A 19,633-nucleotide genomic window follows, 5' to 3' on the forward strand; every position below is an offset into this window, starting at 1 on the left:
GTGCACCTCACCGGACGCAGCGTCCTCGTCCTCCTCGTCGGCCTGGTGCCGGTCGTCCTCCTGGGCGGCCGCCCCGAGGTCGCCTTCGCCGTGCTCGGCCTCTGGCTCCTGGCCTGGGCGGTCCTCGTCGGGATCGACGTCGCGGTCGCGGGCTCGCCCCGGGCCGTGGTGCTCGAGCGGCGGGTGCCGGACCGGGTGCGGCTCGGCGAGCGGGCCGAGGCGACCCTCCTGGTCACGAGCACCGGCCGCAGGAGGATCACGGGGGTCCTCCGCGACGCCTGGGAGCCCTCGGCCGGCGCCCTCGAGACCCGGTCGCCCCTGCGTCTGCCGCCGGGCGAGCGCCGCGCGGTGACCACGGTCCTGGAGCCGCTGCGCCGCGGCGAGCGCCGGGCACTCCACGTCACCATCCGCTCCCGCGGGCCGCTCGGCCTGGCCGGCCGCCAGGCGACGCGGGCCGCGCCGGCCGTCGTCCGGGTGCTGCCCGCCTTCCGCTCCCGTCGCCACCTGCCCTCGCGCCTGGCGCGGCTGCGCGAGCTGGAGGGGCGGACCAGCGTGATGATCCGCGGGCAGGGAACGGAGTTCGACAGCCTGCGCGAGTACGTCCGCGGCGACGACGTCCGCTCGCTCGACTGGCGGGCGACCGCGCGGCGCCGGGAGCCGGTCGTCCGCACCTGGCGCCCGGAGCGCGACCGGCGCGTGATCGTCGTGCTCGACACGGGCCGCACGTCCGCCGCCCGGATCGAGGACGAGCCGCGCCTGGACACGGCGATCGAGGCGTCACTCCTCCTGGCGGCCCTCGCGGCCTCGGCCGGCGACCGGGTCGACGTGCTCGCGTTCGACCGCACCCGGCGAGCCCGCGTGCACGGCGCGACCGGCACGGAGGTGCTGACCCGCGTCGTGGACGCACTCGCCCCCGTGCAGCCCCAGCTCATCGAGACCGACTGGGCGGCGGTCCCCGCGCAGGTGCGCACCCTGGCCTCCCAGCGCTCGCTGGTGGTCCTCCTCACCGCGCTCGACTCGGTCGGCTCGGCGGAGGGGCTCCTCGCGGTGCTCCCGCAGCTCACCCGCGTGCACACGGTCGTGGTCGCCTGCGCGCTCGACCCCGAGCTGCAGCGGATGGCGGAGGACCGGAGCGACCGGGCCGCGGTCTACTCCGCCGCCGCCGCGGAGCGCTCGCTCGCGGACGTCGACCGGCTCTCGGCCGCCGTCCGCCGTCTCGGCGGGGACGTCGTGCTCGGCAGCCCCTCCGCGCTCCCGCCGGCGCTCGCGGACCGCTACCTCGCGCTCAAGGCGGCCGGACGGCTCTGACCTGCGAGAGGGGCCGTCGTCGGTCCCGGGAGCGCTGATCGACGGCCCCGCTCCGACGGCCGCGCTCGTCCGGCTCGGCTCAGCCGGCCGCGATGCTCCGCGACCCGGCCTCGAACCGGTCGAGGTCGCCCGTCTCCCCCGCCCGCACCGCGCGCCCGCCGACGACGATCATGTAGAAGAGGAACGCGCCGAGGGCGAGCGCCCCGATCCCGATCTTGAGCCACCAGGGCCAGGGTGCCGGAGTGACGAACCCCTCGATCACGCCCGAGACGAGCAGCACGAAGACCAGGCCGATCGCCACCGTGAACAGGCTCCGCGCGTCCTCGGCGAGCGCCTGGCCGCGGGTGCGCGCGCCGGGAGCGATCCAGGCCCAGAAGATCCGCAGGCCCGCGGCCGCGGCGACGAACACGGCCGTCAGCTCGAGCTGTCCGTGCGGCGCGATGTACAGGAAGAACGTGTCGCCCTCCCCCACATGGAACATCACCGCGATCGACGTGCCGAGGTTCTGCGCGTTCTGCAGCAGGATGTACGGCACGTAGACGCCGACGATCCCGAAGGCCACGCACTGCGCCGCGATCCAGGCGTTGTTGGTCCAGACCTGCCCGGCGAACGAGGCGGCGGGGTTCTCGGAGTAGTAGTCGATGAAGTCGCCTCGGGCGAAGCGCCGCAGCTCCTCGTCGTCGCCCAGCGCGGCGAGCAGGCGCGGGTCGCCGAGGATCCAGAGCGCGTAGAGCGTCGCCACCACCGCGGTCGCGAGGGCGACGGCGAGCGTCAGCCAGCGCAGCCGGTGCAGAGCGGCCGGGAGCGAGAGGACGACGAAGCGGGAGACCGCGGCGAGCGGCTCGTCTCGCGTGCCGGTCAGGCGTCCCCGAGCCCGCGAGAGCGAGACGGCGAGCCGCGTGCCGACGGCCGTCGATCCGGCGGTGGAGGAGATCGTGGCGAGGTCCGCGGATGCCGCCTGGTAGCGCTCGATCAGCTCGTCCGCCTCGGCTCCGGTCAGGCGGCGCCTGCGCGAGAGCTCGTCGAGGCGGGTCCACTGCGCCGCGCGGGCGGCCGAGAGAGCGTCGATGTCCATCTCCTGACAGGATAGCCAGGCACGCCGCCGAGGCCGAGCATCCGGGAGGAGCACCGTGGAGGAGCAGCGCACCGAGTTCGACGCCGCCGACCTGATCACCGGCGAGGCGATCGCGCTCGAGGTGCCCGTCACCTCGTTCGTGCTCCGCGCGGTCGGCGCGATCATCGACCTGATCGCGGAGCTCCTGCTCGCGCTGGGCCTGTTCCTCCTGGTCTCCTCCCTCTCCGGGGACGGCGGCCTGGACCCCGCCGCCTCGGCCGCCGTGGCGATCGCGGCCCTCGTCATCGCCGTGGTGATCGTGCCGGTCACCGTCGAGACGGCCAGTCGCGGCCGCTCGCTCGGGAAGCTCACCGTCGGCGCTCGCGTCGTCCGCGACGACGGCGGTTCCATCGGCTTCCGGCACGCCCTCGTGCGCGGCCTCACCGGTGTCCTCGAGATCCTGATGACCTTCGGCGGGCTCGCCGCGGTCGTCGGCCTCCTCTCGCGCCGATCGCGCCGTCTCGGCGACGTCCTCGCGGGCACGCACAGCCAGCTCGAGCGCGTTCCCCGCGCGGAGCCGCTGGTCGTCGAGATCCCGGAGCCGCTGCGGGGCTGGGCCGTCACGGCGGACACCGCGCGCCTCCCCGACGCCCTGGCGCGCCGACTGGCGCAGTTCCTCCGCCAGCGCCACGGCATGACGGAGCCCTCGCGCTCGCAGCTCGCCGCCGCGCTGGCCGACGAGACCGCCGTCCACGTCTCCCCGCTGCCCGCCGCGCCCGCGGAGGACTTCCTCCTCGCCGTGGCCGCACTCCGCCGGGCACGGGAGGAGCGCGCCCTGCTCCTGTCCGACCAGCGGCTCGAGCGGCTGGCCCCCGTGCTCTCGAGCACTCCGCGCGGCTTCCCCGAGCGGCCCTGACGCGCGCGGCAGCGGCCTAGGCGGGCCCCGCGCCGTAGCGGACGGTATCCCAGCCGCGCGGAACGAGGAGCCGCCGGTCGTGCTCGGCGCAGAGGTCGTAGCCGTGCGGATCCGGCGCAGGACTCAGCGGCCCGACCGCCACCAGCGAGTCGCGGTAGTCGTAGGTCAGCGTGACGACGGCCTGCGCACGGCAGCCCGTCCGCGAGCAGTGCCGTCCGGTCATCGCCGCCCACAGTAGCAATAGGCTGGAGCCATGCCCCGTGCTCGTCGTTCCGCCGCTCGCCCGACGAGCGGGTCGCGCGGAGGCTCCCGCGACCGGCACGGCCGCGGCGCACGAGGGCCGATCACCGGTCCGCACCTCCCCCTGCTGCAGACCCGCTCCGACTTCTTCGAGGCGACGATCGGCTCGGCCTTCGACTACCTGCGCGGCACCTGGCCGGAGGAGCTCGCCGGCATCCGCGTCGACGTCGCGGCGACTCCCGACGTCGACCCCGACCGGCTGCAGGGCACGGGCATCGCCCGGTGGCGCGTCGACCACGCCGCGCGCCGCATCACGCTCTACCGCGTGCCGATCGAGCGCCTGGCGAAGCTGCACCGCCGCGACGAGTGGCACCAGCGCATGCTGATCGAGAGCTACGTGTTCCGCGCCGTCGCGGAGCTGCTCGGCCGCGACCCGTGGGACATCTCCCCGGACCGCTACCGGCACCCCTGAGGCGCCGGCAGCTCTGAGGCGCCGGCACCGCCGAGGCGCCGCCGCCCCGCGTCTCAGTGCGAGTAGACCGTGATCGGCGAGGAGAGCGGTCCCGGCGGGACGATCGTGTACGAGGCGATCCGCCCGTCGCGCGCGATCGAGACCGAGGCCTGCACCGGCTGGGTGCTGCTGACGATCGCGCCGTCGCCGTCCAGCGGGGTCGCGAGAGCCGCGAACGGGCCGAGCTCGAGCGTGCGGGTGCCGCCCGGCGCCTCGATCTCGACCGAGGCGGTCGAGTCGCTGCCGTTGACCAGGTGCAGCCGCACGTCGCCCTCGCCCGTGCCGGCGACGCCGAAGGGCGTCGTGGTCGCGGTGCCGGAGGCGAACCAGGCGAAGTCCGTGCCGGCCGAGCCGGTCGAGGTCGTCCGCCCCGCCGCGACGATCGGCTGATCGGCCCGAAGGACGATGCGGTAGGAGCCGTCCGCCAGGCCCGTGAGCGGGACCTCGCCGACGAGGCCGGCGGGGACGACGACCTGGGTGGAGGCGCCCGACCCGCTCGGGTCCTCGTTGGTGACCTCGACCGAGACCGTGCTGTCGGCGTCGCCGGGGGTGAGGATGCGCAGCACGGGGCTGCCCGCGCCGCCGCTGCCGTCGTCGCTCGCGGTCTCGGCCGGAGGCGACGTGACGGTGAAGCCGGCGATCACGGCGAGCGTGTCCGGGCCGGCGGAGGGGCCGGTGGTCTCGACGCCCTCCGGGGTGAGGCCGGAGATGGCGCTGCTCTGGATGCTCGCGGCGACCTCGCCGCCCCGTGCGGTCACGTGCACGACGGGCTGGACGACCCCGGGGGCGAGCCCCGCGAGCGGGAGGGCGCGGACCGCTCCGGCCGGAACGACGATGCCCGTGGCGCCGGTGGCCTGGACGGTGCCGGTCTCGGAGAAGAGCGTGAGGTCGACGGTGGAGGCGACCTCGCTCGGGTTCGCCAGGATCAGCACGGAGGTGCGCCCGACGTCGGTCGAGCCGGCCACGAGCCAGCTGTCGGCCGAGGGCTCGGCGCAGGCGCGGGCGGACAGTCCGGAGAGGGTGTCCGTGCCGATGGCCTGGACGGTGGCTCCACCGGGAGCGGGGTCGGAGCCCGCGGGCACGCTCAGACCGGTGATGCCGGTGCCCGGTGCGGCGACGTCGTCCTCGTCGAGGACCGTGGGGTCCGAGGTGGAGCCCTCGGGCCGGACCGCGGTCGCCGCGCCGTCGAGGGCGCGCAGCTGCTCCGGCTCTCCGGCGTCGATCAGATCGCCGCCGCAGACCAGCGAACTGTCGGCCGCGACGGGCGTCACGACGACGCCCTCCGCGGCGCTCGAGACCAGGGGGGACGGGAGGAGCTGGGGCACGACCACGGCAGCCGCGGCGATCACGACTCCGGCCGCGCCCACCGCACCGCGCAGGGCAGTCCGGCGCCGACGGGCGGCCGAGGGTGCGCGATCGGGCGTCGAGGCCGCGGCGCGATCGGCGCGGCGCTCCGCGCGGGAGCGGCGGGCGGAGGACTCGGGCATCTGCTTCTCCTGGTCGGCGGGGTCAGACATCGTCGTTCCCGTCGTCGAACTGGCCGGTGGCCTCGCCCGGCTCGTCGTCGATCCCGGCGACCGCGCCGCTGGAGCGGCCCCGCTCGAGGGAGAGCCCGGTGGGCACCGCCAGCAGGAGGGCGACGACGAAGACGAGGAGGAGGGCGATCGTGTAGGCGATCCCGAAGGGTCCGACCACGCCGGACGGAGCGGCCTCGGTGCGGGTCCCCTCCGTGTCGACGGCCGTCCAGAGGAGCCCGTAGCGGGTGTCGCCGACGGCCGAGAACGCCGCGTTGCCGTCGAGGGAGACGGCCGCCCGCGCGCGCACGGCGGCGGCCGCGTCGCCGACCTGGGTGCCGGCCGGCTCGGTCAGCACGACGAAGCGCACGCCGAGGCTCTCGAGCGCGGAGGGGACGTCGTAGCCCGTCCGCGAGACGAGGTTGCCCGCCAGCTCGTCGATCGCGTCCGTGCTCTCGGCGCCGGTGTTCGCGAGGGTCGACTGCTGGTCGAGGGTCGCGCCCGCTCCGCGCTCCAGCCGGGCGAGGACGCCGCCGTCCGCCTGCGGGACGAGCACGATCGTGCCCACCCGCGGGTCGTTCCGGGCCTCGGCCGCCACGTAGGCGGGGAGCGAGCGGTCCGACGTGGTCGACACCGACGTGCCGGCGCCGGTCGGGAAGGCCACCGCGAGCGGACCGACCAGTGCTGCCGCCGCGGCCGTGACGACGAGCGCCGGCACCACGCGCACGGAGCGCACGGCGGCGAGCGAGAGCGACGCGCCGATCACCAGGCCGAGCCAGTAGAGGCTGAGACCGGTGCCGCTCCAGACGGAGACCGCCTCGGAGCCGGTGGTCGCCACCTGCACACCCTGGGCGAGCGAGGCGGTCATGAGACCCGCCGCCGCGACGCCGACGCCGCCGAGGGCCGAGAGGTTGTTCGGGAGGAGGAGGGCGGCCAGCGCCGCGACGATCAGCGGCACGACGAGCACGGCCGTGACCAGCGGGGCGGCGGAGGCGCCGATCCCCAGACCGCCGAGGAACGCGAGCCATCCGTCGGGCAGACCGGCCGGGAAGCCGGCGAGCAGCGCGACGAGGTCCGACTGCGCGGAGGGCAGCGGGACGCCCGGATCCGCGAGGACGCCGAGCCAGTCGCCCCGCGGTGCGCGGGCGACCACCAGCGGGAAGAGCAGGACGGCCGCGGGGATCGGCAGGCCGAGGAAGCGGCCGATCCGCCGCCCCGAGGTGGCGACGACGACGAGCCAGATCACCAGGAGCGGCACGGCCAGCACCGGCGCGCACGCCACGACGGCCGCGGCCAGGATCGAGGCGCTCGCGGAGGCGGACCAGGAGCGGTACGCGCCGAACCCGGCGAAGAAGAGCCAGGGCAGCAGCACGTGCACCAGCAGCGGGGCGGGGCGCCCGTCGGCCTGCGCGGCGAAGAAGGCGGGAGCGAGGATGTAGACGAGGGCTCCGGCGGCGCGGGCGGTCGCGCGCGGGGTGAGCCGGGCGATCATCAGCCAGGCGCCGAGGGCGGCAGCGGGGAGCGCGACGAGGTAGAGCAGCACCATCGAGTAGCTGGGCGACCAGAAGGTCAGCGAGCCGAGCACGGCGAGGACGGAGGCGAACGGGTCCGCAGCGCCGATGAACCCCGAGCCGAGGTCGCGCCAGCCGTAGGCCGCGTTGCGCCACAGCTCGCCGACAGTCGGCGAGAGCGTCAGCAGACCACCGCCGCTGAGCGCGGGAGCAGCGAGGAGCGGCGTGTAGACCACCAGGCCGGCGAGCGCGGCGACGAGGACGACCCACACTCCCCCGCCCTGGAAGAAGTGCAGCGGATGGCGGTCCCGCCCGGCCTGCACGCGCACGGCGTCGTGGCGCACCGAGCGCAGCTGCCGCACCACGTCCAGCGGGATGCGGAGCGGCGCGATCGCCTTCCAGCCCACGTTCTTCGACGAGCGGAGAACGGTGCGGGCCCGCAGCACCTTCGTCCCCCCGAAGGCGACGACGAGGGCCGCCAGCAGCTCCCCTCCGACCAGCCCGGGCTGCTTGCGCAGCAGGCGCACGACCGCGCGGCCGATCGCCAGCGGGACGAGCGAGAGCCAGTGCAGGAGGAGGAGCGCGACGGGCGCGTAGGCGAGCCGGCGGTGCAGCTGCGCGGTGCGGTGCTGGCGCGCGCGGCGCCGCTCCCCGCTGTCGATGCGGCGGCCGTCGGGGCGCTGCAGCCCGATGCGGGCGGTGGTGACGCGGGCGTCCGGCACGCGGCTGACCCTGTGCCCGGCGAGCCGGGTGCGGATCGAGAAGTCGAGCGCGTCGTCGACGACCGGCAGGCCGGGGTCGAAGCCGCCGAGCTCCTCCCAGAGGGAGTGGCGCACGAGCATGCCGCCGGCAGCGACGGCCAGGACGTCGGGCGTGGAGTCGTGCTGGCCCTGGTCGAGCTCGTCCTCGACGAGGTGGACGGTCGTGCCGTGCTTGGTGATCGACTCGCCGTAGCTGCGGATGTAGCCGGAGCGCGTCCAGTCCATGATCTTGGGGCCGGCGACCGCGACGGAGGGGGCGACCTCGACGGCTCCCAGCAGCGCCGCGAGGGCGCCGGGCTCGGGGGCGGAGTCCTGCGCGAGCAGCCACAGCCACTCGTCCTCTCCGGCCGGCGGCTGCATCACACGGACAGCGCGGGCCACGGCCTGGCCGAAGGGGAGGTGCTCGGCGACCTGCACGAGCTGCGTCGGACCCCAGGACGCGAGGAGCTCGTCGGTCGTGTCCTTCGAGCCTCCGTCGACGAACACCGTCGCGTCGGGCTGACGGGTCTGCGCCCGCAGGGCCGCGAGGGTTCGTTCCAGATAGGCCGCGCCGTTGCGCGCGACGAGGACGGCGGTGACTCGTGGATACATCGCGGACCACCCTAAGCGATGCCGCCGCGCCGCCCGCCTGCGGCTCGCCGCCCCGTCGGTCGGGTCGCGGCGAGGAGGGGACTAGGCCCGGCGGCGCAGCTTCCGGCGCTCGCGCTCGGAGAGGCCGCCCCAGATGCCGAACCGCTCGTCGTTCTCGAGCGCGTACTCGAGGCACTGGGCCCGGACCTCGCACGAGGTGCAGATCTTCTTGGCGTCGCGGGTCGAGCCGCCCTTCTCGGGGAAGAAGGCCTCGGGATCGGTCTGCGCGCACAGCGAGTCGACCTGCCAGGAGAGCGCGCCCCCCGGCGCCTCGGTCGCGGTGTCGATCCCGGGTCGGACCCCGGGCACGCCCAGACGGACCGGATCGACGAACCAGTCCTCGGGGACTCCGGAGTGCTGTTCCGGAAGCGTCATGCCGTCTCCTACCCCGCCTGCGAACCGATGATCGGCGGCCGCTCCTCCCGGAGCCGCTGCCTAGGTAATTACAGCGGTGTCATTCGCTCAGGTCAAGTCGCGGACCATAAACCCTCAACCCGCCGTGGAGGGTTCACGACACACCGGCGTGTCGCGAACGTGAGATCCGGTCAGGCGGTCGCGGCGCTCCGTGCGCGCCAGGCGCTCTCCACCATCTCGGCGACCGTGTGCCGCATCTCCCAGCCCAGGTCGCGGGCCGCTGTCGCGCCGGAGGCGACGATGCGGGGCGGATCGCCCGGCCGCCGCGGGGCGACCTCGGGCGTGAAGGCGATGCCGGTGCTGTCGGCGATCGCGCGCATGATCTCCCCGACGGAGGCCCCGGATCCGCTGCCCAGGTTGTAGACCGGGTCGATCGGCTCGCCGGCGGCCAGGCGGCGCGCCGCGGCGACGTGCGCGAGCGCCAGGTCGGCGACGTGGATGTAGTCGCGGACGCAGGTGCCGTCCGGCGTCGGGTAGTCGTCGCCGTTGATCCGGGGCGTGCGGCCGTCCAGCAGAGCCTCGAAGACGAGGGGGAAGAGGTTGTGGGGGCTGGTGTCGTAGACGTCCGGGTAGCCGGACCCGACGACGTTGAAGTAGCGCAGGGAGGCGTGCCGGACGCCGTGCGCCCGCCCCGCGTCCGCGAGCAGCCACTCACCGATCAGCTTCGACTCGCCGTAGGGCGACTCCGGGCTCTTGGGGGTGTCCTCGGTGACGATCTCGACGTCGACCGCGCCGTAGACGGCAGCGCTCGAGGAGAAGACGATCGAGGAGACCCCGGCGCGCTCCATCGCCGCCAGCACGCGCATGGTGCCGGTGACGTTCTGCTCGTACGTGTGCAGGGGGCGCTGCACCGAGACTCCGGCGTACTTGAACCCGGCGACGTGGACGACGCCCTCGATGTCGTGCTCGGCGAGCACGCGGTCGAGCAGGGCCTCGTCGAGGATCGAGCCCTGGTGGAACGGGACGCCCTCGGGCACGAACGACGCGTGCCCCGAGGAGAGGTCGTCGAGGACGACGGGGTCGATGCCCTGCTCCGAGAACGCGCGCACCACGTGCGCCCCGATGTACCCGGCTCCCCCGGTGACCAGCCATGCCATGTAGATCCTCCTCGGTGCGGGCCCGCGACTCCGCGTGCCGGAAGACACCCTAGCGGCGGGGATCGACGGCGCGGATCGGCCGGATGACGACGGGTCGCGATATCCTGCCGCCGTGCTCCGCTCCGTCGCCCTCCTCGCCCTGCCCGGCCTCGCGCCGTTCGAGTTCGGGGTCGTCTGCGAGGTGTTCGGGATCGACCGCGGCGCCGACGGAGGGCCCGCCCTCGACTTCCGGATCGCCACTCCCGATCCGGGCCGCGTCCGGACGAGCCTCGGATTCGACCTGCTGATCGCCGATGGTCTCGACGCGGCCCGGGACGCGGACCTGATCGCCGTCCCCGCCCACGGCCGCGGGCCCGCCGACGAGCGGGTCCTCGACCTCCTCCGCGAGGCTCACGAGCGCGGCGCGTGGATCCTCAGCGTCTGCAGCGGGGCCTTCACCCTGGCGCAGGCGGGCCTGCTCGACGACCGGCGCGCGACCACCCACTGGATGCACGCCGCCGAGCTCGCCCGGCGCTTCCCCTCCGTCACGGTGGACCCCGAGGTCCTCTACGTGCAGGAGGGGCGCATCGTGACGAGCGCGGGCACCGCGGCCGGCATCGACGCGGCGCTGCACGTGGTGCGCGAGGAGCTGGGCGCGACGGCGGCGAGCGTCGTCGCCCGGCGGATGGTCGTGCCCCCGCAGCGCCACGGCGGGCAGGCGCAGTACCTGCGGACCCCCGTTCCCGAGGCGCGCGCGGACTCGCTGGCCGAGGTCACCGAGTGGATGCTGGAGCACCTCGACGAGGACCTCTCGATCGAGGCGCTGGCCCGTCGGGCCCTGATGGCCCCCCGCACCTTCGCGCGCCGCTTCCGGGCCGACCTCGGCACGACTCCGCTCGCCTGGCTCACCCGCCAGCGCCTCCTCCGGGCGCAGGTGCTGCTGGAGGAGACGGAGCTGACCCTCGAGGCGGTCGCCGCGCGGGTCGGCTTCGGCACGGCCGCGGTGATGCGCCACCACTTCACGCGCGTCCTGCGGACCACGCCGGCGGCCTACCGCCGCACCTTCGCCGCCTGAGCGGCCGGGTCGTTGGAGGGGTCAGACCGTCGCGACGAAGAGCCTGCCCCGTCCGGTGACGGCGAGGGCGCCCTCCGACGGCGTCACGAACACACTGCCGCCGCGCTCGACGCGGACCGAGCCCTCGGCGCCCTCGAGCGAGAACGAGCCCTCGGTCGCGATCGCGATGGCGGGTCCGTGCAGGGCGACGCGGGCCGGCTCCTCCGACTCCGGCTCCACGACGGCGAGCACGAAGTCGGGGACGTCCGGACGGTAGACGCGCACACCCGATCCGGCCTGCTCGGCCGGGAGGTAGGGCACGGGCAGCGGCGAGAACTCGAGCACGCTCACCAGCTCGGGCACGTCGATGTGCTTGGGCGTGAGGCCCCCGCGCAGCACGTTGTCGGAGGCGGCCATCAGCTCCACGCCCGTGCCCGCGAGGTAGGCGTGGATGTTGCCTGCGGGCAGGTAGAGCACCTCGCCGCGGGCGAGGCGGACGCGGTTGAGCAGGAGCGAGAGCACGATTCCGGCGTCGCCCGGGTAGCTCTCGGCCAGGTCCCGGACCGTGGTCGTCTCGAGGCGGTCGTCGCCCGCGGACGCCGCGACGACCGCGGACACCAGCGCGGCGACCTCGGCACGGTCGCCGTCGGCGAGCAGCCACGACACGGCGCCGCGGAGGACCTCCGAGGGCTCGCCCTCGAGCGTCCGGGCGAACCGCGCGATCGCGGCCGCCTCCTCCGCCGGGGCGCGCCCGGCCAGCTCGGCGAGCAGCGCCCGGGCGTCCGCCGGCTCACGGAAGCCGCAGAGCGCGTCGAAGGTCTCGCTGAGCGCGTAGATCAGCTCGGGCTTGTGGAACGGGTCCTTGTAGTTGCGATCGGCGGCGTCGCGGGGGATGCCGGCCTCCTCCTCCTCGACGAACCGGCGCCGGGCCCGCTCGGACGAGGGGTGGGCCTGGAGCGACAGCGGCCCGCCCGCCGCGAGGATCTTGAGCAGGAACGGCAGACGGGGAGCGCCCGAGACCGGATCGACCGACCCCACCACTCCGGCGAGCGCCGCCTCGGGGTGATCGGCGATCCACTCGGCGAGCGTGCCGGCGCCGACCGAGGCGGGGTCGAGGATGCGCGCGGGCGAGCCCGGGTGCGCGCCGAGCCAGAGCTCGGCCTCGGGGGCGCCGGAGGGCGCGGTGCCGAGGGCCTCAGAGATGCCGGTGAGCGAGCCCCAGGCGTAGTCGCGGGGGGTGTTGCCGATCGGGATGAACACGGGAGCGCTGGCCTTCCGTCCGAGGGGTGGGTCCGAGCCGCTCAGCCGGACGCGCCGGGGCCGCTCCGCTGCGACGCTAGCAGGATCCACAACGCGGGCCCGGGAGGAGGCCCCGCCTGTTGGTGCTCTCCGCCAGCGGACGCGGCACTCGCAGGCGCGCTTCGTACGCTGGGGGTCGCAGCACTGTCGCCGTCGGAGCGGTCGCCGTGCCGCATCCGACGAGCGAGGGAGCACAGAGCATGGACAGCACGACCTTCGAGACCCTGGGGGCCGACTTCTACGGGTTCGAGGCGGCGCTCACGCCCGCCGAGAAGGAGCTGCTGGTCGGCGTCCGCGCGTTCCTCGAGGAGCAGGTGCGGCCGATCGCCGACGAGTACTGGGAGCGCGCGGAGTTCCCGCGGCAGCTGATCCCCGGGATCCACGCCACCGGCGTCATCGGCCTCTCCTGGCCCGAGACCCGCGCGATCGAGAACTCCGCCGTGTTCCGCGGCTGGGTGGCACTCGAGCTGGGCCGGGTGGACGCGGGCATCGCGACCTACGTCGGCGTGCAGAACGGCCTGGTGATGGGCACGGTCGGCGTCGCCGGCTCCGAGGAGCAGCGCGCCGAGTGGCTGCCGAAGCTCGCCTCGGGCGAGGTCGTCGGCGCCTTCGGCCTCACCGAGCCGCACTCCGGCTCCGACTCCGCCCAGGGCCTGCGCACCACCGCCCGCCGGGACGGCGACGACTGGATCCTCGACGGCGAGAAGCGCTGGATCGGCAACGCGACCTTCAGCGACGTGACCGTGATCTGGGCGAAGGACGCGGAGGACGGCCAGGTGAAGGGCTTCCTCGTCCCCACCTCGACGCCGGGCTACCGCGCCACCGCCATCGCGCGCAAGCAGAGCCTGCGCACGGTGCAGAACGCCGACATCGTGCTCGAGGGCGTCCGCGTCCCGGAGTCGCTGCGCCTGCAGGGCGCGAACTCGTTCCGCGACACCGCGAAGGTGCTCCGGCTCACCCGTGCCGAGGTCGCCTGGCAGGCCATCGGCGTCGCGATCGGCGCTTACGACGCGGCGCTGCGCTACGCGAAGGAGCGCGTGCAGTTCGGCAAGCCGCTCGTCGGGCACCAGCTGGTGCAGGACCTCCTGGTCAAGAGCATCGGCAACATCACGGCCAGCATCGCCCTGGCGACCCGCGTGTCCGAGATGCTCGACGCCGGCGAGCAGCGTGACGAGCACTCCGCCCTCGCGAAAGCCTACGCGACGGCCCGGATGCGCGAGACCGTCGCCTGGTGCCGCGAGGTGATGGGCGGCAACGGCATCGTCCTCGACTACGGCGTCGCCCGCTTCTTCGCCGACGCGGAGGCCCTCTACTCCTACGAGGGCACCCGCGAGATGAACACGCTGATCGTCGGCCGCTCGATCACCGGCACCGCTGCGTTCGTCTGAGCCTCCCGTCCAAGCCGTCTTCCCCGAGGGCGCGCCCCGGCCGGGGAGGGTGCGGCGGCGCGCCCGGCACGCCGCCGTGCCGCCCACGCTCCCTAGACTGGTCGCCATGATCCGACGCGCCGCCCCCGCCGCTCCCCGAGCGCTCGCGGTGGCGGTGCTGGCCGTGCTGCTGGCCGGCCAGTCGCTGCGGAACCTCGCCGGATGGTGGGGCTGGGGCGTCGTCGTCGCGCTGCTCCTGGGCGCGTCGATCGCCGTGCTCGTCCGCGCCCGCCTCCGCCCGCGCTGGGCCCGCACGCCGAAGTCGCTGGTCCTCTTCCTCGGGCTCGCGGTGCTCTCGCTGCTGTGGTCCGCCTATCCGGGAGCGAGCGCGATCGGAGTCACGGCGCAGCTCGCGACGACGCTCGGCGGCGTCGTCCTCGCCGTCACGCTGAGCAGCCGGGAGCTGCTCACGGCTCTCGGACGGGCCCTGCGCCTCTCCGTCGGCCTCTCGCTCCTCTTCGAGCTCGTGATCGCGGTCGTCGTGCGGCAGCCCGTCCTGCCGTTCGGCGTCGAGCCTCCCGCCGACGGACCGACGCCCGACGCCTTCTACTGGTCGCAGGCCGCCCTCTTCACCGGCGAGCCCGTCCAGGGGATCGTCGGCAACCGCAACCTCCTCGGCTTCCTGGCCCTGCTCGGCCTGATCGTGATCGCGATCGAGCTGGCGGCCCACTCGGTCCGGCGCCGCTGGGGGGCGGTCTGGGTCGCCCTGTTCGTCGCGACCCTCCTGCTCACCCGCTCGGCGACAGTCCTGCTCTGCCTCGTCGCCGTCGTCCTCGCGGCCGCGTTCGCGCTCTGGGCTCGCCGGAGGGGCGAGTCCCGCCGCCGTCCCGTCTACCTGACCGCCGCGGGGCTGGCGGTGGCCGCCGTCGTCGGAGGCGCCGCGGGCTGGGGCGCCCTCCTCGGCCTGCTCGGCAAGAGCGAGGACGCCACGGGCCGCCTCGACATCTGGGACTCGGTGATCGCGCTCACGCTGCAGCGCCCGGTCCTCGGCTGGGGCTGGGTCAGCTACTGGGCTCCCTGGGCCGCCCCGTTCGACACCCTCGCCGAGCGCAAGGGCGTGCTCTACCTGCAGGCCCACGACGCCTGGCTCGACGTCGCCCTCCAGCTGGGGGCGGTCGGCCTCGTCCTCTTCGCGGCGCTCGCCGTCTCGACGCTGTGGCGCTCCTGGTTCCGCGCGGTCGACCGCCCGCGGCGCGACGCGACCTCGACCCTCCCCTACACGGCCGTCAGCCTCGCTCCGCTGCTGATCGTGGTCGCCCTCCTGGCGCAGTCGCTGTTCGAGAGCCGGATCCTGATCGAGGGAGGCTGGCTGCTCCTCGTCCTCTTCGCGGTGCAGACCAAGCGGCCTGCGACCGAGACGCCCGAGGTCCTCGCCGCGACCCCGCTCCCCCTCGCCGACGCCTCACCGAGGCGATGAGGCCCCGCCGCCCCTCGCTCCCCGCCTCCGTCGCCGACGCGACGGCGTCCCCGCAGTTCGCGGCGGCCCTCGCGCAGACCACTCTCGTCACCGTCCTCTGCGCCCCGGCGGTCCGCGGGCTCATCGGCTGGCCCGGCTACATCGCCGCCGTCGCCACGCTCACCGCCCTCGCCGCGGTCATGCTCGTCCTGCGGCGCGGGCGGCTCGACTGGGAGGGCCTGCTGCCCACGAGCATCCTGGTATTCCTCGGCTGGATCGCGCTCAGCGTACTGTGGAGCGACTACACCTGGGCCACGGTCTCGAGCGTCGTCTACCAGTTCGCCCTGGCGTTCCTGGCGATCGCGATCGGCCTCACGCGCGACATCATCCAGATCATCCGCTCGGTCGGCGACGTGCTGCGGGTCGTGCTGATCGCCTCGCTGGCCGTGGAGGTGCTCTCGGGGGTGCTGATCGACCAGCCGCTGCGCTTCCTCGGCGTGGAGGGCCTGCTCGCGGTCGGCGGGCCGATCCAGGGACTCGTCGGCACGCGCAACCAGCTCGGGCTGGTCTGCCTGCTGGCGATCGTGACGTTCTCGGTGGAGCTGATGACCCGCTCCGTCGCCCGCGGGCCGGCCGTCGCCTCGATCGCCCTCGCCGCGGTCACCCTCCTCTTCACGCGCTCGGCCGTGAGCGCGGGCGTGCTCGCCGTGGCCGTCGTCGTCGCCCTCGCTCTGCGCTGGGTGCGCCACGGCGACGGCACCCACCGCCGTCGGCGGCAGTTCGCGGTGCTCGGCGTCGCCGCCGCGGCCTCCCTCACCGTGTGGCTCCTGCGCTACCGGGTGATCGAGCTGCTGAACGCGGGCAGCGAGTTCGAGTTCCGGCTGCGGCTCTGGCAGCAGGTCTGGCGCTTCACGGACCTCGCTCCGATCGTCGGCTGGGGCTGGGTGGGCTACTGGCGGCCCGACCTCTACCCCTTCACCGCCATCGACTACCTCTCGGGCCGCCCGCACTCGTCGAGCCTCAACGCGCTCTTCGACGTGGCCCTGCAGGTCGGCGCGGTCGGGGTTGTCCTCTTCGTCGTGCTGATCGGCCTCGCGCTCTGGCGCTCCTGGCTGATCGCCTCCGAGCGCAAGGCGGTCGTGCATGTCTGGCCGGTGCTGGTGCTGACCGTGCTGATGGTCACTGCGCTGGCCGAGAGCTCGATCCTGCTCGACGCCGGCTGGCTGCTCGTGGTGCTCTGCGCGATGCGCGCGGCTCAAGGACTGAGCTGGCGTCGGCTCCTGCACCCGCGGGACTGACCGGACTCCTCAGCACCCGCGCCGCCGCGCCACCTGGCGGAGCACGGCGAGGTGCTCCTCCCGGCAGCGCTCCCAGCTGAAGGACCGGGCGCGCTCGACGCCGAGCGGGCCGAGCTCGCCGGTCCGCTCGATCGCCTCGAGGATCCCGTCCGCGATCGAGCGCGGCTCGAGCGGATCGACGTAGACCGCGGCGTCCCCGCAGATCTCCGGGAGCGAGCCCGCGTCGGACGCGGCGACCGGGCATCCCGACGCCATCGCCTCGATGGGCGGGAGGCCGAAGCCCTCGTAGAGGCTCGGGAACGCCAGCACCGCGGCTCGGCGGTAGAGGTCGGCGAGCTCCTCCGGAGTGACGTGGCCGCGCCACTCGACGAAGTCCGGCAGCGGGCCGAGGCGGTCCAGATCCCCTCCGGTCAGCACGAGTCGGAGGGCGTGCCCCTCCTCCCGCAGCAGGCGCACCGCCTCGAACAGGCGGGCGTGGTTCTTGTGCGGCCAGGCGCGCGCCGGGTAGAAGACGAAGTCCTCCCGTGTCCCCAGATTCGCGACGAAGCGCCGGGTGTCCACGCCGAGATGCGACACGTGGACCCGCTCCTCCGGGATGCCCAGCAGCTCGACGATCCGCCCCTTGGTGAAGGCGCTGATGGTGATGACCGCGTCGGCGCGGCGAGCGGTCGCCTCGTAGGCGAGTCGGCGGAAGACGCGCTCGACGCGGGGGAAGAGGTGCGGGAGGTCGCGGTGCTGCAGGTCGAACAGCATCTGCACGTGCCCCTGCCGCCGCGACGGCCACGGGAGCGGGACCGTGAACGGGAAGTAGAGCACCGCCTCCCGGCCGAGGCGCCGGCGCAGGCGCGGCGTGCGCAGGAGGGCCTGGAGCATCCCCACGGCCCGGCGGCGGTGGCCCGCACCGCTGACGACCCCCTCGGCCACGACCTCGGGCACGCCCTCGCTGAAGCCGCGCGCGTTCTCGGGGACGAGCACCTGCACGGCGGGCCCCTCCTCCCCCGGCCGCGGCGCAAGGAGGCGCGTGAGCGCGCGCGCGTAGGTCTCGCCGCCGCCCATCCCGCCCGGGTCGACGGTGAGCACGGCGAGCGTGACGGGGCGGAGTTCCGGCATGGCGTCCAATCGGTCCGAAGCCCGGCCAGGATACCGGCGGGCCGCATCGCTCCCGGCGCCCGGCCGTGCCCGTGGGTAGTATGTGTCCCGCTGTCATCGACCCCGACGAATTGGACCACCACGTGCCCCGCGCTTTGATCACCGGAATCACCGGCCAGGACGGCCTCTACCTCGCCGAGCTCCTCCTCTCGAAGGGCTACGAGGTCTTCGGGCTCGTCCGCGGGCAGAACAACCCCAAGTACGAGCTGGTCCGCCGCACCGTGCCCGAGGTGACCCTGCTCACCGGCGACCTGACCGACGTGTCGAGCCTCGTGCGCGTGCTCGCCGCCGCCCAGCCCGACGAGGTCTACAACCTCGGTGCGATCTCGTTCGTCGCCTACTCGTGGGAGAACGCGTCGCTCACCACCGATGTGACCGGCAAGGGCGTGCTCAACATCCTCGAGGCGACCCGCCTCTACGCCGGCTCCGACATGTCGCGCGTGAAGTTCTACCAGGCCTCCTCCTCCGAGATGTTCGGCAAGGTCCAGCAGGTCCCGCAGAGCGAGGAGACGTTGCTCTGGCCGCGCTCGCCCTACGGCGTGGCCAAGGTCTTCGGCCACTACATGACGATCAACTACCGCGAGTCGTACGGCATGCACGCCTCCTCCGGCATCCTCTTCAACCACGAGTCGCCCCGCCGCGGCCCGGAGTTCGTCACCCGCAAGATCAGCCTCGCGGTCGCCCGCATCAAGCTCGGCCTCCAGGAGACGCTGGAGCTCGGCAACCTCGACGCGAAGCGCGACTGGGGCTTCGCCGGCGACTACGTCGACGCGATGTGGCGCATGCTGCAGCAGCCCGAGGGCGACGACTACGTGGTCGCGACCGGCGAGACCCACGAGATCCGCGAGTACCTCGACATCGCCTTCAACCACGTCGGCATCGAGGACTGGACTCCGTACGTGACCCAGAACCCCGCGTTCATGCGTCCCGCCGAGGTGGACCTGCTGATCGGCGACCCGGCGAAGGCGCGCGACGTCCTCGGCTGGGAGCCGAAGGTCTCGTTCCCCGAGCTCGTGGCGATGATGGTCGAGAACGACCTCGCCGAGCAGTCCGCGCTGATCAAGTAGTCATGCCTGCCGCTCTCGTCACCGGAGCGAGCGGTCAGGACGGGGGCTACCTCGTCGAGCGCCTGCTCGCCGACGGCTGGGAGGTCTCCGCGCTCGTGCGCGGGACCGACGACGCCGCTCTTCCCGCCGCCGTCCGCCCCTTCGAGGGCGATCTCCGCGACGCCTCCGGCCTCGGCCGCATCGTCGCGGAGGCGCAGCCGGACACGGTCTTCCACCTCGCCGGCCTCTCCTCCGTCGCGCTCTCGTGGAAGGAGCCCGTGCTCACGGCCGAGGTGACCGGCACCGCGGTCGCCGCGCTCCTGGAGGCCTCGCTGGCGCTCCAGGAGTCGGCTGGCCGGGAGGTCCGCTTCGTCCAGGCCTCGTCCTCCGAGATCTTCGGGGCCGCGACCGAGAACCCGCAGACCGAGCGGACCCCGATCCGCCCCGTCTCCCCTTACGGAGCCGCGAAGGCGTTCGCGCACCACCTCGTCGCGGTCTACCGCGGCCGAGGGCTCCACGCCTCGTCCGGCATCCTCTACAACCACGAGTCGCCGCGTCGGCCGCTCGGCTTCGTCACCCGCAAGATCACCGCCGGAGTCGCGGCGATCGCGACGGGCGCCGAGTCGGAGCTCTCGCTCGGCAATCTCGACGCGCGCCGCGACTGGGGCTGGGCTCCCGACTACGTGGACGCCCTCGTGCGCGCCTCGCGCGCCGAGGAGGCGGGCGACTACGTCGTGGCGACCGGAGTCGCGCACTCGGTCCGTGACTTCGTCCGTGCCGCCTTCACCGCGGCCGGCATCGACGACTGGGAGCAGCGGGTCACGATCGACCCGCGGTTCGCGCGCCCCGTGGACGCCCCCGAGATGCGCGGGGACGCCTCCCGGGCCCGCGAAGTGCTCGGCTGGGCGCCGACCGTCGGCTTCGAGGAGATCGTCGCCCGCATGGTCGAGAACGACCTCGAGCTGGCGCGCCGCTCCGACTGAGCCGCGCCCACCGCGTGCAGAAGGCCCCCGCTCCTGGAGCGGGGGC

At 74.3% G+C, this 19,633-nt stretch carries 17 protein-coding genes; 9 read left to right on the forward strand and 8 right to left on the reverse strand.

Translation table 11 applies throughout. The features are described 5' to 3' along the window. Complete coding sequence (locus C5C49_RS02810) at window positions 1-1,308, forward strand: DUF58 domain-containing protein (RefSeq protein ID WP_104294946.1); 1,308 nt, start codon at window positions 1-3, stop codon at window positions 1,306-1,308. Between the two features lie 79 nt (window positions 1,309-1,387). On the opposite strand, the gene C5C49_RS02815 is transcribed toward C5C49_RS02810, so the two are convergent. Next, complete coding sequence (locus C5C49_RS02815) at window positions 1,388-2,383, reverse strand: stage II sporulation protein M (RefSeq protein ID WP_104232803.1); 996 nt, start codon at window positions 2,381-2,383, stop codon at window positions 1,388-1,390. 55 nt (window positions 2,384-2,438) lie between these two features. Between C5C49_RS02815 and C5C49_RS02820 the strand changes: the two genes are divergently transcribed. Further along, window positions 2,439-3,278 carry an RDD family protein gene (locus tag C5C49_RS02820; RefSeq protein WP_258068358.1) on the forward strand — a complete coding sequence of 280 codons (840 nt, stop codon included), beginning with the start codon at window positions 2,439-2,441 and terminating at the stop codon, window positions 3,276-3,278. Between the two features lie 16 nt (window positions 3,279-3,294). Here C5C49_RS02820 and C5C49_RS02825 read toward each other — a convergent pair whose 3' ends face one another. Next, entirely contained in the window at window positions 3,295-3,501 is a 207-nt protein-coding gene (locus C5C49_RS02825) for a DUF3499 family protein (protein ID WP_104345365.1), read from the reverse strand. Between the two features lie 30 nt (window positions 3,502-3,531). On the opposite strand from C5C49_RS02825, the gene C5C49_RS02830 reads away from it, so the two are divergent. Further along, window positions 3,532-3,990, forward strand: coding sequence for a metallopeptidase family protein (locus C5C49_RS02830; RefSeq protein ID WP_104224142.1), 459 nt, complete (start codon window positions 3,532-3,534; stop codon window positions 3,988-3,990). Between the two features lie 53 nt (window positions 3,991-4,043). Here C5C49_RS02830 and C5C49_RS02835 read toward each other — a convergent pair whose 3' ends face one another. The 4 genes from C5C49_RS02835 to galE all read right to left on the reverse strand — a co-directional run bounded on the left by C5C49_RS02835 (window position 4,044) and on the right by galE (window position 9,956). Further along, window positions 4,044-5,546 carry a DUF5719 family protein gene (locus tag C5C49_RS02835; protein ID WP_146084824.1) on the reverse strand — a complete coding sequence of 501 codons (1,503 nt, stop codon included), beginning with the start codon at window positions 5,544-5,546 and terminating at the stop codon, window positions 4,044-4,046. Continuing rightward, on the reverse strand, window positions 5,539-8,406 hold the full coding sequence (locus C5C49_RS02840) for a glycosyltransferase family 2 protein (RefSeq protein ID WP_104345367.1): 2,868 nt from the start codon (window positions 8,404-8,406) through the stop codon (window positions 5,539-5,541). Before C5C49_RS02840 ends, C5C49_RS02835 begins: the two co-directional genes overlap by 8 nt. A gap of 81 nt (window positions 8,407-8,487) precedes the next feature. Continuing rightward, window positions 8,488-8,820 carry a WhiB family transcriptional regulator gene (locus tag C5C49_RS02845; protein ID WP_104224145.1) on the reverse strand — a complete coding sequence of 111 codons (333 nt, stop codon included), beginning with the start codon at window positions 8,818-8,820 and terminating at the stop codon, window positions 8,488-8,490. A 170-nt stretch (window positions 8,821-8,990) separates the two neighbouring features. Next, window positions 8,991-9,956 (reverse strand): UDP-glucose 4-epimerase GalE, encoded by a 966-nt coding sequence (gene galE, locus C5C49_RS02850; protein WP_104232806.1) that lies wholly within the window; start codon window positions 9,954-9,956, stop codon window positions 8,991-8,993. 112 nt (window positions 9,957-10,068) lie between these two features. On the opposite strand from galE, the gene C5C49_RS02855 reads away from it, so the two are divergent. Continuing rightward, on the forward strand, window positions 10,069-11,010 hold the full coding sequence (locus C5C49_RS02855) for a GlxA family transcriptional regulator (protein WP_104345368.1): 942 nt from the start codon (window positions 10,069-10,071) through the stop codon (window positions 11,008-11,010). A gap of 21 nt (window positions 11,011-11,031) precedes the next feature. Here the strand turns inward: C5C49_RS02855 and manA are convergent, their stop codons facing one another. Then, window positions 11,032-12,249 carry a mannose-6-phosphate isomerase, class I gene (gene manA, locus C5C49_RS02860; RefSeq protein WP_104345369.1) on the reverse strand — a complete coding sequence of 406 codons (1,218 nt, stop codon included), beginning with the start codon at window positions 12,247-12,249 and terminating at the stop codon, window positions 11,032-11,034. A 239-nt stretch (window positions 12,250-12,488) separates the two neighbouring features. Between manA and C5C49_RS02865 the strand changes: the two genes are divergently transcribed. From C5C49_RS02865 to C5C49_RS02875, 3 genes are all read left to right on the forward strand, one after another. After that, window positions 12,489-13,676 carry an acyl-CoA dehydrogenase family protein gene (locus C5C49_RS02865; RefSeq protein ID WP_104255244.1) on the forward strand — a complete coding sequence of 396 codons (1,188 nt, stop codon included), beginning with the start codon at window positions 12,489-12,491 and terminating at the stop codon, window positions 13,674-13,676. A gap of 106 nt (window positions 13,677-13,782) precedes the next feature. Then, on the forward strand, window positions 13,783-15,132 hold the full coding sequence (locus C5C49_RS02870) for an O-antigen ligase (RefSeq protein WP_104345370.1): 1,350 nt from the start codon (window positions 13,783-13,785) through the stop codon (window positions 15,130-15,132). After that, entirely contained in the window at window positions 15,129-16,409 is a 1,281-nt protein-coding gene (locus C5C49_RS02875; protein WP_104325375.1) for an O-antigen ligase, read from the forward strand. Before C5C49_RS02870 ends, C5C49_RS02875 begins: the two co-directional genes overlap by 4 nt. Window positions 16,410-16,418: 9 nt before the next feature. Here the strand turns inward: C5C49_RS02875 and C5C49_RS02880 are convergent, their stop codons facing one another. Next, window positions 16,419-17,519: a glycosyltransferase family 1 protein gene (locus tag C5C49_RS02880; protein WP_104345371.1), complete on the reverse strand. Its 1,101-nt coding sequence runs from the start codon at window positions 17,517-17,519 to the stop codon at window positions 16,419-16,421. Window positions 17,520-17,641: 122 nt separating this feature from the next. Here C5C49_RS02880 and C5C49_RS02885 point away from each other — a divergent pair, with 122 nt between their 5' ends. Both C5C49_RS02885 and C5C49_RS02890 read left to right on the forward strand, forming a co-directional pair. Then, window positions 17,642-18,625, forward strand: a complete 984-nt coding sequence (locus C5C49_RS02885; protein WP_104275317.1) for a GDP-mannose 4,6-dehydratase — start codon at window positions 17,642-17,644, stop codon at window positions 18,623-18,625. A 2-nt stretch (window positions 18,626-18,627) separates the two neighbouring features. Next, window positions 18,628-19,587 (forward strand): GDP-mannose 4,6-dehydratase, encoded by a 960-nt coding sequence (locus C5C49_RS02890; RefSeq protein ID WP_104345372.1) that lies wholly within the window; start codon window positions 18,628-18,630, stop codon window positions 19,585-19,587. Window positions 19,588-19,633: the final 46 nt, after the last annotated feature.

Origin of the sequence: Rathayibacter sp. AY1E2 (assembly GCF_002932325.1) — a bacterium.
Lineage (GTDB): Bacteria > Actinomycetota > Actinomycetes > Actinomycetales > Microbacteriaceae > Rathayibacter.